Source organism: Herbaspirillum sp. GW103 (genome assembly GCF_000261365.1).
Lineage (GTDB): Bacteria > Pseudomonadota > Gammaproteobacteria > Burkholderiales > Burkholderiaceae_D > Herbaspirillum.
On the sequence record NZ_AJVC01000004.1, the window covers coordinates 951,638 to 968,488 of the forward strand.

The following is a 16,851-nucleotide window of genomic DNA, read 5'->3' on the forward strand; positions in this document are numbered from 1 at the left end:
AATTCCGACGCACTCCTGCACGGCGGCAACGCCGGGCGGCCACACCGACGATCCGTCCTGACCATCCGACCAGAGAGCCCATTCGCGCCCATGTCCACCGCACCCGCTGCCAAGACCCGCAAAACCGTTGCCAAGAGCGTCCCTGCCGCCAAGGACAGCAAGGCACCGAAGTCCGCCCCCGTCGCCAAAGGCCGCGGCAAGGCCAGGCAAGCCGAGGCCTCCGGCGGCGCTGCCGAGACCGAACGCGAGCTGACCATCGCCGAGGAAATCGACGCGCTCACCGACCCCAGCTTCATGACCTCGCTGGCGCGCGGCCTGGCGGTCATCCGCGCCTTCAGTGATTCGCGCCGCAGCCTGACCATCGCCCAGATCAGCCAGAAGACCGGTATCCCCCGTGCTGCCGTACGGCGCTGCCTGCATACCCTGAAGCAACTCGGCTATGCCGATTCGGACGTCAACAACTTCTCGCTGCGTCCCAAGATCCTGACGTTGGGATACTCCTATCTGTCTTCCACTCCGTTGACCGTTTCTGCACAGCCCTACCTGAACAACATCAGCCGTACCCTGGGCGAATCCTGCTCGCTGGCGGTGCTCGATGACAATGAAGTGCTCTACGTCGCGCGCTCGGCGACATCGCGCGTGATGTCGGTGGCGCTCAATACCGGCAGCCGCCTGCCGGCCTATTGCACCTCGCTGGGCCGGGCCATGCTGGCACACCTGCCCGATGAGCAGTTGAAAGCCTACTTCGAGAAGGTCAAGCTGCGCGCCCTGACCGACAAGACGGTGGTGTCGCAGAAGCGTCTGCGCGACATCCTGGCCGGCGTGCGCGAACAGGGTTACGCGGTCATCGATGAAGAACTCGAGGTTGGCCTGCGTTCGATTGCCGTCCCGGTGCGCGGGGCCTCCGGCAACGTACTGGCGGCACTGAACGTGGGGGCACAGGCCGCGCGCGTCTCGGTCGCACAGATGGAAGAGGAAATCCTGCCGGTGCTGCTGCGTGGCGCACAGGAATTGTCGGTGCTGCTGCCATAAAAAACAGGTCCGCACTCCCCGATTCGGGGAGGCGGACCGAAGACAAAAACAGACCCTGCCTTTGCCATGCTGCGGATGTCGGCGCACCCTTCGCAACTGCGGGTGCGCCATCCTCCTCAAGACTGCTTGCCGCTATTTGCCGCTATTAGCCACTGTTTGCCGCCACCATCAGAAGGTGTGACGGATGCCTGTCATCACGCCCAACTGGTTCTTGCCCGCGCCCACCGAGCCACCGGCATCGACGGCCACGGCAGCGGTACCGCCGTTCTTGATGTAACCCAGCGAGGTATAGAGGGCGGTGCGCTTGGACAGGTTGTAGGTCAGGCGCGCCACCGACAGGGTGACATCGTTGGGGCTGTTCTTGACGGCCAGGCGCGAGAGCTGCGCATCCAGCACCAGGGTGGTGGTCAGCGGATAGCTCACGCCCAGGTAGTAGAGATCGGAATCGGTATTGGTATTGGCCGCTGCACGGGTGCGGCGATCCACCACACCGCCGCCGACCTTGACGTCACCGAGCATGAAGTATCCGTTCAGGGTGATGCGCTGATCGCTGTTGCTGCTGCTGGTCAGGCCGCCGGAGGCGCCGGTGTTGCCATAGAGGATGTCGTAGGATGAGGTCATCCCCCAGCCCTTGCCGTCATAGCCCAGCAGACCCGTGACCTGGCGGCAGGCCTTGCTGTTGCCGGCCACCTCGCCCGGACAGTTGGTAGCGGCAGGACCGCCGGTGGCCGATGCGTCGCGACCGAAGCTGTAGGTCGCACCGACGGTAAAGCCGCTGAAGCTGCCGAGGTAACCGATGGCGTTGTCGCTGCGGGCATTGGGCAGATAGGAATCAATGCTGCCGATGGCGAAGATGTTGGGACCCATCACGTCCGTCTTGAGCTGCGAAATATAGGTCATGTTGATCTGCCGACCCAGCATGACCTGACCCCAGCCCCCCTTGAGCCCCACATACGACTGGCGACCGAAGATGCGGTTGCCCTGGCCCATGGCACCGGTATCGGGTGCGAAGCCGCTTTCCAGCACGAACATCGCCTGCAGTCCGCCGCCCAGGTCTTCGGTACCGCGGAAACCGATGCGCGAAGGGAAGCTGCCCGTCAGCGATGGCATCTTGAAGACCGAATTGCCATTGGCGTTGGCATTGGTGGTATAGACCACGCCGGTATCGATGATCCCGTAAATCGTTACCGAACTCTGTGCCATGGCCGAGCCGGATACACCTGCAGTCATCGCACATGCGGCAGCGGCCAGAGCCACTGCACGCAGGGTGATTTTTCTTGTCATTGCCATCTCCTCCTGATTTCATTGAATGGTGAATGGCCGGTCCGCTGCCGGCGCGCACCCTCCTCCAGGCACACGCCAACGATTCGCTGCTCGCCGGCCAGGTGACTTCCAGTGATGTCAGTCCCTGGTGTTTACTGCGACTACCTGTTGCGAATTGCTGCTGCCGCCCGGCAATGATCCGGAGCGCGGACGCAAAACCGCCCCCTGCCCCATGGTCAGTGCCATCGGCATGCTTGCTGCAAGGACGCCTGCGGCGTCCATTCAAGAATGCGAGTTGTTCGATGCCGCCAGGCGGGCATCGCAGAAAGAAGCGTCTCTTTGCTTATTTTTTATAACTTTTATTCTCCGTTCGGTAGCCGCACATCAGTTTGTTTACCGAACGGATGGTGCGATACTATTGTCGGCACCTCCGCTTTGTCAACAAGGCGAGCCAAGGAAGGGAAAGCGATACGTCGTCCGTCTGCAACAGTCGGACCGGCGATGCGACAATGAGGACGGCAGCAGAACCGCCCGCACATCGCCACTCATCACAATCACAAAGGAGACTGAAAAAATGAGGTTCAAGAAACTTGCAATGCTGGCCGTCATGGCCGCCGCCAGCACCGCGCTGGCATCGCTGGCGCAGGCCCAGGAAACCATCAAGGTCGGACTGATCGCCGCCTTCTCCGGTCCCTTCGCCGACTACGGCAAGCAGATGGAAGGCGGCATCAGAGCCTACATGGCGCAGCATGGCGACCAGGTCGCAGGCAAGAAGATCCAGATCATCATCAAGGACACCACCGGCCCTTCGCCCGAGATCGCCAAGCGCCTGGCGCAGGAACTGGTGGTGCGCGACAAGGTGGACTTCCTGGCCGGATTCGGACTCACGCCGGAGGCCCTGGCGGTGGCGCCCATTGCCGAGCAGGCCAAGAAACCGATGATCATCATGAACGCGGCCACCTCCATCATCACCACCAAATCCAACTACATCACACGCTTTTCGATGACCCTGCCGCAGGTCTCGGGCCCCATGGCCACCTGGGCGTTGAAGAACGGCATCAAGCGCGTGGTCACGCTGGTGGCCGATTACGGGCCGGGCATCGATGCCGAGACCGCGTTCAAGACGAATCTGCTGGGCGGCGGTGGCCAGGTGGTCGAATCGATTCGCGTGCCGCTGCGCAATCCGGAATTCGCGCCCTACATCCAGCGCATCAAGGATGCCAAACCGGAGGCAGTCTTCATCTTCGTCCCGGCCGGGGAACAGGGCATCGCCTTCATGAAGGGCTATCGTGAACGCGGCCTGGCCGAAGCCGGCATCAAGGTCATCGCCACCGGCGACCTGACCGACGACCACGTACTGCCCGCCATGGGCGATAGCACCCTGGGCGTGATCACCACCTTCCATTATTCGGCCGCACATGATTCACCCGAGAACAAGGCTTTCCTCAAGAGCTTTGCGGCGGCCAACCCCGGAGCGGGCCGCCCCAACTTCATGGCCGTGGCCGCCTATGACGGCATGAACGCCATCTACGAGGTCAGCAGGAAACTCAACGGCAAGATCGACGGCGACCGTGCCATGGCCATCCTCAAGACCATGAAGTTCACCAGCCCGCGCGGCCCCATCGCCATCGATCCGGCCACGCGCGATATCGTGCAGACCGTCTACGTGCGCAAGGTCGAGAAAGTCGGCAACGAACTCTACAACGTCGAATTCGACAAGTTCGAGAACATGAAGGACACCGGCAAATAAACGCCTGTCCGTGCTTCGAGGAAACGCCGGTGATGCAGTGCACACCGGCGTTTTTCTTTGCCCCTCCAGCAAGCACGCTGCCTGGCGGCATCCCGGTCATGAGCACCTCATGATTGCGACGCGGCGCAGCAATTCCATGCCGCATGATGCCTTCATTTTTCGTTCGTTAATCGCCCGCTTTTACGTTGTTCGCACAAGGCGACACGCTGATGGGACTTGCGTTTACCTCCACTTTACTTATACTGAATAAACGTTATAACTTATAACTAATTCAAACGCCGACCACGGCATGACCAGAGACAGCATGAACCAGCACAGCGACCTCCTCGACATCCAAGTTCACGGCGCCATCGCCGAGATCGCGCTCAACCGCGCCGCCAAACGCAACGCCCTCAACGATCCGCTGGTGCGTGCCATCCGCGACTGTTTCCAGGATCTGCCGGAGGGCGTGAAGGTGGCCATCATCCACGGCATCGGTGAACACTTCTGCGCCGGCCTGGACCTGTCCGAACTGCGCGAACGCGACACCACCGAATCCCTGCATCACTCGCGCATGTGGCATGCGGCCTTCGAGCAGATCGCCTTTGGCCGGGTCCCCGTGATCGCGGTGCTGCATGGCGCGGTCATTGGTGGCGGACTGGAACTGGCATCGGCGGCGCACATCCGCGTGGCCGAACCGAGCGCCTTCTACGGTCTGCCGGAAGGACAGCGTGGTCTGTTCGTCGGTGGTGGCGGCTCGGTGCGCATCTCGCGCCTGATCGGCGTGGCGCGCATGGCCGACATGATGCTCACCGGCCGCGTGCTGACCGCCGAGGAGGGCCACCAGGCCGGTATCTCGCAATACAGCGTGGCCGCCGGCGCCGGACTGGACAAGGCGCGTGAGCTGGCCGAACGCATCGCCCGCAATGCACCGATGACCAACTACGGGATCATGCACGTGCTGCCGCGCATCCATGATCAGTCCATCCAGGACGGCCTGATGACGGAGTCGCTCATGGCCGCCGTCGCTGGCAGCGATCCCGATACCAAGGGACGTCTGGCGGCCTTTCTCGATCACAAGCAGAACAAGGTCAAGCCGACCTGATACCCGCAGCACGATCCGCAGCACGACCGGCGGTAACAACGGCAAACCAGTGCCCGCATAGAGCCACACCAGCGGCCAGCAAGTCAGTAATACAGCGCACGACCACAACAACACACCCGCCCGGCCATGACCGCACGGGTGACACAACAGAGACATGTATGAACACTCCACCTCGCTATCGCAGCTTCAGGTTCGGCATCGGCGGCGTTGACGTCGTGCCGGGCGCCAACGGCATCGCCCTGGTCAAGACCCGTCAGCCGCTGGAAGCCTATCCGGCGCGTCTGACCGACAGACTGATCCACTGGGCCACGGTCGATCCGGACCGCACCTACATGGCACGCCGCGACAAAGATGGCCAATGGCGCCGCATCAGTTACGGGCAGGCGCTGCAAAGCGCACGACGTATCGGCCAGGCACTGCTGCAACGCGGCCTGTCGGCCGAACGGCCGCTGCTGATCCTGTCCGAAAACGACCTCGAACACGCCATGCTGGTGCTGGGTTGCCACTATGCGGGCGTCCCCTATGCGCCGGTGTCTTCGGCCTATTCGCTGCTGTCCAGGGATTACGCCAAGCTGCGCCATGCGGTGCAGTTGCTCACCCCCGGCCTGATCTTCGCATCACATGGCGAGAAGTTCGCCGCCGCCGTCAATGCGGTGGCCCCCGATATCGAATTCGTGGTGACCGAGGCGCCGCCTGCCGGTCGCCAATGCACGCTGTATGCGGAACTGGAAGCCACCCGTGCCGGTGATGAGGTCGAGCGCGCCTATGCCGCCACCGGTCCGGACACCATCGTCAAGTTCCTCTTCACCTCGGGCTCGACCAAGATGCCCAAGGCGGTCATCAATACCCAGCGCATGATGTGCAGCAACCTGCAGATGATCGTACAGACCTTCCCCTTCCTGGCCGAAGAGCCGCCCATCCTGATCGACTGGCTGCCCTGGAACCACACCTTCGGCGCCAATCACAACGTAGGCATCGTGCTCTACAACGGCGGCACCATGTACATCGACGAAGGCAAGCCTACGCCGCAGGGCCTGGCCACCACCCTGGCCAACCTGCATGAAATCTCTCCGACCGTGTATTTCAACGTGCCGGTCGGTTGGGAAGGCATCGCCCACGCGCTGGAGAAGGACCAGGTCCTGCGCGAAAAATTCTACAGTCGCCTGCGCATGCAGTTCTACGCCGGTGCCGCGCTGGCACAACCCGTGTGGGACAAGCTGCACGCCACGGCAGAAGCCACCTGCGGCGAACGCATCGTGATGTGCTGCGGCCTGGGCATGACCGAGACCTCCCCGTCCGCACTCTTCGTGGCGGACCTGGAAGTGCAGGCCGGACAGATCGGCATCCCCACTCCGGGCATGGAAATCAAGCTGGTCCCCAATGGCGACAAGATCGAGATCCGCTATCGCGGCCCCAACGTGACGCCCGGTTACTGGCGCGCCCCGGAGCAAACCGCCGAAGCCTTCGATGAAGAGGCTTACTTCCGCTCGGGCGATGCGGTGCGCTGGCTGGACCCGGCCCATCCGGATCGCGGCTTCATGTTCGATGGCCGGGTGGCCGAAGACTTCAAGCTCTATACCGGCACCTGGGTCAGCGTGGGCCCGCTGCGCGCTCTGATCGCACATGAAGGCGCCCCCTACCTGCAGGATGCCGTCATCACCGGTCAGGACCGCAGCGAAGTGGGCATGCTCATCGTCCCCAACATCGAACGCTGCCGCCAGCTGGCGCATCTGCCGGCAGAGGCCTCGCGCGCTGAGGTGCTCAATGCGGCGCCGGTACGCGCCTTCTTCCAGGGCATGCTGGATCGCTTGCAAACCCATGCGACCGGCAGCTCCAACCGGGTCACCCGGGCGCTGGTGCTGATCGATCCGCCCTCGTTTGATCGTGGCGAAATCACCGACAAGGGTTCCATCAACCAACGCGCGGTACTGACCCATCGCGCCGCGCTGGTGGAGGCACTCTACGCCGGCACCGATCCGGCCGTGCTGAGCGCACAGGCCGCGCTCTCCCCCGCTCACTGAGAAAGCAACAGACATGGCACAAGCAGCGTTCTATTCCAGCTTCAAGGACATCTGGCTCGTCGGCGGCGTGCGTACGCCCATGGTGGATTACTGCACCAGTTTCAGCCAGCTCTCGCCCACCGACATGGGCATCAAGGTGGCGCGCGAGGTACTGGCCCGCACCGGCATCGCCGCCACCGACATCGGCTCGGTCGTAGCCGGCAACATGGCGCCCGGTGACGCCTACCAGTACATGCTGCCACGTCACATCGGCCTGTATGCAGGGGTGCCGGTGACGACGCCGGCCATCATGGTCCAGCGCATCTGCGGCACCGGTTTTGAACTGATCCGCCAGGCCGGGGACCAGATCGAACGCGGCTATACCGAGACTGCGCTGATCGTGGGCAGCGAATCGATGACGCGCAATCCCATTGCGGCCTTCGGCCATCGCAGCGGCTTCAGGTTGGGCGCGCCGGTGGAATTCCAGGACTACATGTGGGAAGCGCTGGTGGATCCGGCCCCCGGCATCACCATGCCCCAGACCGCCGAAAACCTGGCGAAGATGTATGGCATCACCCGCGCCGAGGTCGATGAATACGCCGCGTATTCCTTCGAACGCGCCCTCAAGGCGCAGGCCGCCGGTTTCCACGCGGGCGAGATCGTGCCGGTGGTCAACGAGACCTTCCGCCTGGATGGCTACAACGACCGTCACATCAAGCTGCAGGGCAAAGTCAGCGAAGCAGCGGCCGATACGCATCCACGCCCCTCGCCGGTGGAAGTGCTGGCCAAGCTGCGCACGCTCTATCCGGATGGCGTACAGACCGGCGGCAACAGCTCGGCACTGGTCGATGCGGCAGCGGCCACCATCGTGGCCTCGGGCGATTACGTCCGGCGCCACGACAAGGCGCCGCTGGCGCGCGTGCTCGCTGCCGCTGTCGCGGGCGTGCCACCGGAGATCATGGGCATCGGCCCGGTGCCGGCCATCCGCACCCTGCTGGAACGCAACGGGCTGACGGTGGCCGACATCGGCTGCTTCGAGATCAACGAGGCGCAAGGCGCGCAGATCGTGGCGGTGGAACGTGAGCTGGGGATCGACCGCGAGCGCCTCAACGTCAACGGCGGCGCCATCGCCCTGGGCCATCCTCTGGCGGCGACCGGGGTACGCCTGTCGATCACGGCGGCACGCGAGATGAATCGCCGCGGCGCGCGCTACTGCGTGGCCTCGGCCTGCATCGGCGGCGGCCAGGGTATTGCCCTGCTGCTGGAAAACCCGTCGGCCTCCCACTGAACCATTCATTCGAGAAGGACATTCTTCATGCAGCTGCAAGGACAAGCCGCCCTGGTGACGGGCGGAGCTTCAGGACTCGGTGCCGAGACCGTGCGCCAACTGGTGCAGGCCGGCGCCCGCGTCTGCATCCTGGACGTCAACATGGATGCGGCCCGGGCCCTGGCCGATGAACTGCGTTGCCACGCGGTACGCTGCGACATCACCGACAGCGCCTCGGTGGAAGCGGCCCTCGATGCCGCGCAAGAGGCCAACGGGGCAGCGCGCATCCTCATCAACTGCGCCGGCATCGGTGGCGCCAAACGCATGGTCGGCAAGGATGGCAGCCCGATGCCGCTGGAAGACTTCAGCCGCATCGTCAACGTCAACCTGATCGGCACCTTCAACGTGATCCGTCTGGCCGCTGCCCGCATGGCGGCGGCTGAAGCACTGGCCGAGGGCGAGCGCGGCGTGATCGTTGCGACCGCCTCGGTAGCCGCCTTCGACGGTCAGGTTGGACAAGCGGGTTACGCCGCCTCCAAGGGCGGCATCACCGCCATGACCCTGCCACTGGCGCGTGATCTGGCGCAACACGGCATCCGCGTGGTGACCATCGCGCCCGGCCTGTTCCTCACGCCCCTGCTCTACAAGCTGCCGGAAGAGGTACAGCAGTCGCTGGCCTCGTCCATCCCCTTCCCCAAGCGTCTGGGCAAGGCGGAGGAATATGCGCAGCTGGCCCTGCATATCGTCACCAATCTTTCGCTCAACGGCGAAGTGATCCGGCTCGATGGCGCGCTGCGCCTGGCGCCGCGTTGAGCATCGAGGAGCATCCATGAGCAAGACCATCATTCATCCGGTGCGCGTGGAATTCGGTGACTGCGATCCGGCCGGCATCGTCTATTTCCCCAACTTCTTCCGCTGGTATGACGCGGCTTCGCGCAACTTCTTTCACGAATGCGGCCTGCCCCCCTGGCGTGATACCGAGAAGACGCGCGGCATCATCGGTACGCCCGTGGTGGACATCAGTTCGCGCTTCGTGCGCCCGGCCACCTATGGCGACCGCATCGAAGTGCATTCCACCATCGTCGAATGGAATGACAAGACCTTCGTGATGAAGCACGAGATCAGACGCGATGGCGAACTGCTGTGCGAAGGACGCGACGTGCGCGTCTTCGCCACTCGCCATCCGGACGATCCGACGCGCATCAAGGCCATTCCCATTCCGGCAGATATCAGGGAGATGTGCAGTTAGGCAATACGGCAGCAAGCGAGACGCGGTAACAAGCCGCATCCGCCCACATCGAGCATTCGAACCAAAAATACAAAGGAGACGGAAATGAACACGAAACTGGCAATCAAGACAGGCGTACTGGCAGCAATGCTGGCCTGTGCAGGGCTGGCCCATGCCGAACTGACCATTGGCGTGGTGATGTCGCTGACCGGTCCCGGCTCGGGTCTGGGCATCCCGGCCAAGAACGGCTTTGCGCTGTGGCCAGAGACCATCGGCGGCGAGAAGGTCAAGATGATCATCCTCGACGACGCCACCGATCCGACCCAAGCCAGCAAGAATGCGCGCCGCCTGGTGGCCGAGGACAAGGTCGACCTGCTGATCGGCTCGGCGGCCGTGCCGCCCACGCTGGCGGTAGCCGACGTGGCGCTGGAATCGCAGACGGTGCAGCTGGCCATCTCGCCTATCGAGACTGCTGAAGGAAAAGACGCCTGGACCTTCCGCCTGCCGCAATCCACGGCTGTCATGGCCGGGGCGTGGTGGAGCAGATGAAGAAAATGGGCGTCAAGACCATCGGCTTCCTGGGCTACTCGGATTCCTATGGTGAAAACTGGCTCAAGGAAATGCAGCGTCTGGCCACTGCCGCCGGCATGAAGATGGGCACGGTGGAGCGCTTCTCGCGCGCCGACACCAGCGTGACCGCACAAGCCCTGCGGGTGGTCAGCTCCCATCCGGATGCGGTGCTGGTGGTAGCCTCCGGCAGCGGCGCGGCCATGCCGCACAAGGCCCTGATCGAGCGCGGCTACAAGGGCAAGATCTTCCAGACCCATAGCGCCGCCTCGCGCGACCTGATCCGACTGGGCGGCAAGGATGTCGAAGGTTCCTACGTCATCTCCGGGCCGGCCGTGGTGCCCGAGGCGCTGCCGGACAGCAATCCCTCCAAGAAGCTGGCGATGGATTTCGTCACGCGCTACGAGAAGCAGTTCGGCGCCGGTACCCGCAACCTCTTCGCGGCCCATACCTATGATGCGCAGCTGGTGTTGCAGAAGGTCGTGCCGATGGCGTTGAAGAAGGCCAAACCCGGCACCCCTGCCTTCCGCGCCGCCTTGAAGGAAGCGCTGGAGACGGCCGGGCCGATTCAGATCTCGCAGGGTACGCTGAACTATTCGCCCAAGGATCACTTCGGCCTGGGGGATGATGCGCGCATCATGCTGACCATCCAGAACGGCAACTGGAAGGCGGTCAATCCGTAATCCGCACTGCCCTGCCGTCGCGGCGGCGCAAGGACTCCAGCTTGCGCCGTCACCTTCCTGCCTGATGTCTTTCGCTCCACATCCGATACATGGACTCCTCCATTGCCGCCATCCTCACCCTGGATGGCCTGACCAACGGCATCGTCTATGGCTTGATCGCCATTGCACTGGTGCTGGTCTTCACGGTCACCCGCATCCTCTTCATTCCGCAGGGGGAATTCGTCGCCTATGGCGCGCTCACCCTGGCCATGCTGCAACAGGGCCAGCGTCCCGGCCCGCTGTGGCTGCTGCTGGTGCTGGCCGTCTGCGCGGCCGCCATGCAGAGCGCGGCATTGCTGCGTGCCGGCCAGCTTGCCCTGTTGCCGCGCGCCTTGCTCGGCACCCTGGGTGTGCCGCTGGCCGTTGCCGCCCTGGTGTGGTGGGCAGCGCCCCATCAGTTCTCACTACCGGTGCAGGTCCTGCTGACATTGCTGCTCATTACCGCACTCGGACCGCTGATGTACCAGGTGGTCTATGAATCGATGGCCGATGCCAGCGTGCTGCAACTGCTGATCGTCTCGGTCGGCATCCACCTGGCCATGACCGGGCTGGGGCTGGTGTTCTTCGGCGCCGAGGGCTTCCGCACCCCGGCCTTCTGGGATGAACGCTGGGACCTCGCTGCGCTCACCCTCAACGCCCAGACCGTGGTGGTCGTGGCGGCTGCGGCGGCCTTGCTGGTGGCGCTGTGGCTGTTCTCCGGATACACGCTGTATGGCAAGGCCCTGCGTGCCACGGCGGTGAACCGCCTGGGCGCGCGGCTCATGGGAATCTCCACGACGCTGGCCGGCAAATTGTCCTTTGCCGTGGCAGCGTTTATCGGTGCGCTGTCGGGTGTGCTGATCGGTCCGATGAGCACCATTTTTTACGACTCGGGTTTCCTGATCGGCCTGAAGGGCTTCGTCGCCGCCACCATCGGTGCACTGGCGAGTTTCCCGGCGGCGGCAGGCGGCGCGCTGCTGGTGGGCTTGCTGGAATCCTTCAGTTCCTTCTGGGCCAGTGATTTCAAGGAGGTCATCGTGTTCCTGGCGCTGCTACCCATCCTGCTGTGGCGCTCGCTGGTCACGCCCGCGCATGACGAGGACGAGGAATGAGCATGAACAAACGACTCCCTCTCTACGCCCTGCTGGTGGCACTGGCGCTGTTCCCCATCCTGCCCACGCCGCAGTTCTGGGTGATCCAGGCCAACTACATCGGACTGTACGCGCTGGTGGCCATCGGCCTGGTACTGCTGACCGGTATCGGCGGCATGACTTCCTTCGGCCAGGCAGCCTTCGTCGGCATGGGTGCCTACACCACGTCCTATCTGACCACGGCGCACGGGATCTCACCCTGGCTGACACTGCCGGTGGGTCTGTTCATCACCGGCGTATCGGCCTATGTGCTGGGGCGCATCACGCTGCGCATGTCCGGTCACTACCTGCCGCTGGCCACCATCGCCTGGGGGATCAGCCTGTACTTCCTGTTCGGCAAGGTGGATTTTCTGGGCAAGTATGACGGCATCTCCGGCATCCCCCCGCTGCAACTGGCGGGGCTGGACCTGTCCAAGGATCGGCACATGTACTACCTGATCTGGGCCATCGTGCTGGCGGCGGCCTGGGTCTCGCTGAACCTGCTGGATTCACGCGCGGGCCGCGCCATCCGCGCCCTCAAGGGGGGCCGCTCGATGGCCGAGGCCATGGGGGTGGATACGGGACGCTACAAGATCCTCATCTTCGTCTTTGCCGCGCTGCTGGCTGCTGTGTCGGGGTGGCTGTTCGCGCACATGCAGCGTACCGTCAATCCGTCTCCCTTCAGCCTGGCCATGGGTATCGAGTATCTGTTCATCGTGGTGGTCGGCGGCATCGCCCATATCTGGGGAGCGCTGCTGGGTGCCGGGGTACTCAAGCTGCTGTCGGACCAGTTGCAGGTGCTGCTGCCGGCACTGCTGGGTGATGGTGGCAGTTACGAGAGCATCGTCTTCGGCCTGATCCTGATCCTTTTGCTGAAGTATGCACGCGGCGGCCTGTGGCCCTGGGTGCGCGCGCTGTGGCTGCGCGCCTTCCCGCCCGCCCCCCTGGCGCTGCGCGTGGCCGCCGCCGCCCCGCTGGACAAGCGCAACGGTCCGGCGCGCGGAGCGCCGCTGCTGGAGGTAGACCAGATCAACAAGCGCTTTGGCGGACTGGTGGCGGTCAATGATGTGTCCTTCAAGGTCAAGGCGGGCGAAATCGTCGGCCTGATCGGTCCCAACGGTGCAGGCAAGTCCACGACCTTCAATCTGGTCACGGGTCTGCTGCATGCCAGCGGTGGTCGTGTCAGCTTCAATGGCCGCGACATCGCCGGACAGCCCGCGCGCGCCATCGCCAGGCTCGGCATCGCCCGTACCTTCCAGCACGTACGACTGTTGCCGGGCATGACGGTACTGGAGAACGTTGCCCTGGGCGCACACATGCGCAGCCAGCAAGGCTTCCTGCGCAATACGATCAACGCCATGCTGCATCTGGAACGCGCCGAGGAAAAGGCCCTGCTGGACGAAGCCGCACGCGCCCTGCATCGCGTCGGCCTGCAGCATCTGATGCACGAGCAGGCCGGCAATCTGGCGCTGGGGCAGCAACGCATCCTGGAGATCGCGCGCGCCCTGTGCTGCGATCCGCTGCTGCTATTGCTCGATGAACCGGCGGCGGGCCTGCGCCATCTGGAAAAGCAGGCGCTTTCCCGGGTGTTGCAGGAACTGCGCGCCGACGGCATGAGCATCCTGCTGGTGGAACATGACATGGAGTTCGTCATGGAACTGACCGACCACATCGTGGTGATGGAATTCGGCGCCAAGATCGCCGAAGGCACACCGCAAGAGATACAAAGGCATCCCGCCGTGATCGAAGCCTACCTGGGTGGAATCGAATGAGCGAACTGGTCCTCGACGTCGCGCAATTGCGCGCAAGCTATGGCAAGGTGCAGGCCCTGCATGACATCAACCTCAGGCTGGAGCGCGGCAGCATTGCCACCGTGATCGGGCCCAATGGTGCGGGCAAGTCCACCTTGCTCAACGCCATCATGGGCGTGATGCCCGCGCAAGGCGCGGTGCATTACCAGGGCCAGGCCGTGCAACGCTGGAGCCTGGAGCAACGCGTGATGGCCGGTATCGCCCTGGTGCCGGAGCGACGTGAACTGTTTTCCACCATGAGCGTGGAAGACAACCTGCTGCTGGGCGGCTTTCGCCGCGTACGCTTGCGACAGGCTCAACCGCTGGATCAGCTGGCCACTGTCTTCGACCTGTTCCCGCGACTGAAGGAACGCCGCACCCAGCAGGCCGGTACGCTCTCGGGCGGTGAGCGCCAGATGCTGGCCATCGGACGCGCCATGATGGCCAAGCCGGCACTGCTGATGCTGGATGAACCCAGCCTCGGCCTGGCACCGCGCATCGTCAAGGAGATTCTGCATATCGTTTCCGAACTGCGCACGGCCGGCATCTCGGTACTGCTGGTGGAACAGAATGCGCGCGCGGCCTTGCAGACGGCCGACTATGGCTATGTGCTGGAACTGGGCAAGGTCACCATGCAGGGCGAGTCCGCGAAACTGGCGGGAGATCCGCAAGTGATCCAGGCCTACCTGGGATTTGGCAAGAAGGCGGAAACCGAGGTGGCGACAGCCTCCTGAGACCTGGCGTTTTCTGCACCACAGTATGCAAAAACAACATAAGAAAGAAGCGCGACGAAAGGAATGACGATGAGCTATGCCCCACCCCTGCGCGACTTCGCCTTCGTCCTTGATGAAGTGCTGCAGGCTCCGCAGCTCTTGCGCGCCCTGCCGGCCCACGCCGAATTCGATGGCGAACTGATGATGCAGGTACTGGAAGAAGCCGGACGCTTTGCCGCCAATGTGGTGGCTCCCTTGAACGGTATTGGCGATCGGGAGGGTTGCCGTTTCGAGAATGGAGCGGTGACCACACCGCCCGGATTCGAGCGCGCCTATGCGCAATTCTGCGCGGGTGGCTGGCCGGCCCTGGCCTGTGCTCCGGAACATGGCGGCCAGGGCTTGCCGCATGTGCTGGATTGCGCCCTCCATGAAATGCTGAGCGCAGCCAATCATGGCTGGACCATGTATCCCGGCTTGCTGCATGGGGCCTATGCCTGCCTGGCGGCGCATGGCTCGCCTGCGTTGCAGGCACGCTATCTGGAGAAGATCGCCAGCGGCGAATGGCTGGCCACCATGTGCCTGACCGAAGCCCAGGCTGGCAGCGACCTGGGCCAATTGCGCACACGTGCCGTGCCGCAAGAAGATGGCAGCTATCGCCTCACCGGCGACAAGATTTTCATCTCGGGAGGCGAACACGACCTGACGCCCAACATCTTGCATCTGGTACTGGCCCGATTGCCGGATGCGCTGCCAGGCAGCAAGGGCCTGTCGCTGTTGCTGGCACCGCGTGTGCTGGACGATGGCCGGCGCAACGGCGTGCACTGTACCGGCATCGAACACAAGATGGGTATTCACGGTAGCGCCACCTGCAGCCTGCGCTTCGAGCAGGCGCAGGCATGGCTGGTCGGTGAGCCCGGACGCGGGCTGGCTGCGATGTTCGTGATGATGAATGCGGCGCGCCTGCATGTGGGCGCACAAGGGCTGGGTCTGGCCGAGGCAGCCTGGCAGCGCGCCAGCGCCTATGCGCGCGAGCGTCGCCAGTCGCGTACGCCGGGTTCTTCCGGCAATGATCTGATCGTGCGCCATCCCGCCGTGCAGAAGCTGCTGATGGAGCAGCGCTGCCGCATCGAAGGCGCGCGCATGCTGACCTGCTGGGCCGGGCTGCTGCTGGATCTGGCCGCACATGACTCCGATGCGGTGCAGCGTCGTCGTCATCACGAGCGACTGGAATTCATCACGCCGGTCATCAAGGCTTTTCTCACCGATCAGGGATTCCAGTGCACCAGTCGCGCGCTGCAGGTCTTCGGGGGACATGGTTATGTGGTGGAGACCGGCATCGAACAGTTCATGCGCGATGCCCGCATCACCATGATCTATGAGGGGACCAACGAGATCCAGGCGATCGATTTCCTGATGCGCAAGGTGCTGGGTGATGAGGGCCGACGGCTGGATGATTTCCTCACGCTGGTGCGCGCGGACATCGACGATGGCAAGGTGCTGGGTGATCAGGCCGGATTGCTCGCAAGCGCTGTGGATAAATTAACAGGATTCGCTACCCGTATCGCCTCGGCGGCAGTGCAATCGCCTTCCCTGCCCTATTACGTGGCCGATGAAATGCTGCGCCTGACCGGCCATGTGGCACTGGGCTGGATGTGGCTGCGCGCCGGGCGACGGGCGATATCGGCCATGGCGTCGGACCCGGCCTGGTACGGCGGCAAGCGGGATGCCGCGTGCTATCATTTCGCCTTTGTGTTTGCGGAAGTCCACCAGTTGTCCAGCGTGATCGAAGGCTGCCTGGCGACCGGGCTGCCGCCTCTTCCCACCGACCTGGACCACCATGCTGCCCAAGAAGCCGGCTGATTTCGATTCCGACGAAGATGCAGCGCCAAGCGCGCCGCTGGACCAGCAACTGCTGTTGAGCCTGGTCGGCTACAACTGCCGCCGTGCCTACATCACCATCATGCCGTTATTCGAAAAACGGATGGCCAAGTTCGCATTGCGGCCAGTGGATTTCACGGTGCTCAGCCTCTTGAAGGCCAATCCCGACATCAACCAGAAGCGCCTCTCCAAGGCCATCAACGTCTCCCCGCCCAATCTGGCGACCTTGCTGGACAAGCTGGAGCAGCGCGGGCTGGTGCTGCGCCAGCGCAATCCTCAGGATCGCCGTTCACAGGTACTGGCATTGACGCCGGCGGGCATGCGCATGTGTAGCAAGGCCGAGCAGACCGCCATCGAACTGGAACTCAAGGCCACCGAGATGTTGTCCGATGCCGAGCGCGCCCAGCTCATCGGCTTGCTGCAGAAGATGTTCCTGCCGCAATAAGCG

General features: G+C 63.6%; 13 protein-coding genes and 1 pseudogene. 13 read left to right on the forward strand and 1 reads right to left on the reverse strand.

The window, feature by feature from the left end; translation table 11 throughout:
- Positions 1–90 precede the first annotated feature (90 nt).
- Positions 91–1,032 (forward strand): IclR family transcriptional regulator C-terminal domain-containing protein, encoded by a 942-nt coding sequence (locus GWL_RS16365; RefSeq protein ID WP_008332205.1) that lies wholly within the window; start codon positions 91–93, stop codon positions 1,030–1,032.
- 168 nt (positions 1,033–1,200) lie between these two features.
- Here GWL_RS16365 and GWL_RS16370 read toward each other — a convergent pair whose 3' ends face one another.
- Positions 1,201–2,316: a porin gene (locus tag GWL_RS16370; protein WP_034351027.1), complete on the reverse strand. Its 1,116-nt coding sequence runs from the start codon at positions 2,314–2,316 to the stop codon at positions 1,201–1,203.
- Between the two features lie 553 nt (positions 2,317–2,869).
- Here GWL_RS16370 and GWL_RS16375 point away from each other — a divergent pair.
- The 12 genes and pseudogenes from GWL_RS16375 to GWL_RS16430 all read left to right on the forward strand — a co-directional run bounded on the left by GWL_RS16375 (position 2,870) and on the right by GWL_RS16430 (position 16,848).
- Positions 2,870–4,045 carry an ABC transporter substrate-binding protein gene (locus tag GWL_RS16375; protein WP_008332209.1) on the forward strand — a complete coding sequence of 392 codons (1,176 nt, stop codon included), beginning with the start codon at positions 2,870–2,872 and terminating at the stop codon, positions 4,043–4,045.
- A gap of 304 nt (positions 4,046–4,349) precedes the next feature.
- Positions 4,350–5,129, forward strand: a complete 780-nt coding sequence (locus tag GWL_RS16380) for a crotonase/enoyl-CoA hydratase family protein (protein WP_008332210.1) — start codon at positions 4,350–4,352, stop codon at positions 5,127–5,129.
- A 158-nt stretch (positions 5,130–5,287) separates the two neighbouring features.
- Positions 5,288–7,150 carry a feruloyl-CoA synthase gene (locus GWL_RS16385; RefSeq protein ID WP_008332212.1) on the forward strand — a complete coding sequence of 621 codons (1,863 nt, stop codon included), beginning with the start codon at positions 5,288–5,290 and terminating at the stop codon, positions 7,148–7,150.
- Between the two features lie 13 nt (positions 7,151–7,163).
- On the forward strand, positions 7,164–8,417 hold the full coding sequence (locus GWL_RS16390) for a thiolase family protein (protein WP_008332213.1): 1,254 nt from the start codon (positions 7,164–7,166) through the stop codon (positions 8,415–8,417).
- Between the two features lie 27 nt (positions 8,418–8,444).
- Positions 8,445–9,209, forward strand: coding sequence for an SDR family NAD(P)-dependent oxidoreductase (locus GWL_RS16395; protein WP_008332214.1), 765 nt, complete (start codon positions 8,445–8,447; stop codon positions 9,207–9,209).
- Positions 9,210–9,225: 16 nt separating this feature from the next.
- Positions 9,226–9,645, forward strand: a complete 420-nt coding sequence (locus tag GWL_RS16400; RefSeq protein WP_008332216.1) for a thioesterase family protein — start codon at positions 9,226–9,228, stop codon at positions 9,643–9,645.
- Positions 9,646–9,729: 84 nt separating this feature from the next.
- Positions 9,730–10,874 (forward strand): annotated as a pseudogene (locus tag GWL_RS16405) (ABC transporter substrate-binding protein).
- An 89-nt stretch (positions 10,875–10,963) separates the two neighbouring features.
- On the forward strand, positions 10,964–12,004 hold the full coding sequence (locus GWL_RS16410) for a branched-chain amino acid ABC transporter permease (protein WP_008332223.1): 1,041 nt from the start codon (positions 10,964–10,966) through the stop codon (positions 12,002–12,004).
- A complete protein-coding gene (locus tag GWL_RS16415) occupies positions 12,001–13,794 on the forward strand; it encodes an ATP-binding cassette domain-containing protein (RefSeq protein ID WP_008332225.1) in 1,794 nt (597 codons plus the stop codon). The genes GWL_RS16410 and GWL_RS16415 overlap by 4 nt, the downstream gene beginning before the upstream one ends.
- A complete protein-coding gene (locus tag GWL_RS16420; RefSeq protein ID WP_008332226.1) occupies positions 13,791–14,546 on the forward strand; it encodes an ABC transporter ATP-binding protein in 756 nt (251 codons plus the stop codon). The genes GWL_RS16415 and GWL_RS16420 overlap by 4 nt, the downstream gene beginning before the upstream one ends.
- A 63-nt stretch (positions 14,547–14,609) precedes the next feature.
- Positions 14,610–16,385, forward strand: a complete 1,776-nt coding sequence (locus GWL_RS16425) for an acyl-CoA dehydrogenase (RefSeq protein ID WP_034351029.1) — start codon at positions 14,610–14,612, stop codon at positions 16,383–16,385.
- Positions 16,363–16,848: a MarR family winged helix-turn-helix transcriptional regulator gene (locus tag GWL_RS16430; protein WP_008332229.1), complete on the forward strand. Its 486-nt coding sequence runs from the start codon at positions 16,363–16,365 to the stop codon at positions 16,846–16,848. Before GWL_RS16425 ends, GWL_RS16430 begins: the two co-directional genes overlap by 23 nt.
- Positions 16,849–16,851: the final 3 nt, after the last annotated feature.

Bases quoted from the DNA above. Each gene is read 5' to 3' on its own strand.
- GWL_RS16385 (WP_008332212.1), top strand. From the start codon at position 5,288: ATGAACACTCCACCTCGCTATCGCAGCTTCAGGTTCGGCATCGGCGGC.
- GWL_RS16390 (WP_008332213.1), top strand. From the start codon at position 7,164: ATGGCACAAGCAGCGTTCTATTCCAGCTTCAAGGACATCTGGCTCGTC.
- GWL_RS16430 (WP_008332229.1), top strand. From the start codon at position 16,363: ATGCTGCCCAAGAAGCCGGCTGATTTCGATTCCGACGAAGATGCAGCG.
- GWL_RS16395 (WP_008332214.1), top strand. From the start codon at position 8,445: ATGCAGCTGCAAGGACAAGCCGCCCTGGTGACGGGCGGAGCTTCAGGA.
- GWL_RS16400 (WP_008332216.1), top strand. From the start codon at position 9,226: ATGAGCAAGACCATCATTCATCCGGTGCGCGTGGAATTCGGTGACTGC.
- GWL_RS16375 (WP_008332209.1), top strand. From the start codon at position 2,870: ATGAGGTTCAAGAAACTTGCAATGCTGGCCGTCATGGCCGCCGCCAGC.
- GWL_RS16370 (WP_034351027.1), bottom strand. From the start codon at position 2,316: ATGACAAGAAAAATCACCCTGCGTGCAGTGGCTCTGGCCGCTGCCGCA.
- GWL_RS16365 (WP_008332205.1), top strand. From the start codon at position 91: ATGTCCACCGCACCCGCTGCCAAGACCCGCAAAACCGTTGCCAAGAGC.
- GWL_RS16420 (WP_008332226.1), top strand. From the start codon at position 13,791: ATGAGCGAACTGGTCCTCGACGTCGCGCAATTGCGCGCAAGCTATGGC.
- GWL_RS16415 (WP_008332225.1), top strand. From the start codon at position 12,001: ATGAGCATGAACAAACGACTCCCTCTCTACGCCCTGCTGGTGGCACTG.
- GWL_RS16380 (WP_008332210.1), top strand. From the start codon at position 4,350: ATGAACCAGCACAGCGACCTCCTCGACATCCAAGTTCACGGCGCCATC.
- GWL_RS16410 (WP_008332223.1), top strand. From the start codon at position 10,964: ATGGACTCCTCCATTGCCGCCATCCTCACCCTGGATGGCCTGACCAAC.
- GWL_RS16425 (WP_034351029.1), top strand. From the start codon at position 14,610: ATGACGATGAGCTATGCCCCACCCCTGCGCGACTTCGCCTTCGTCCTT.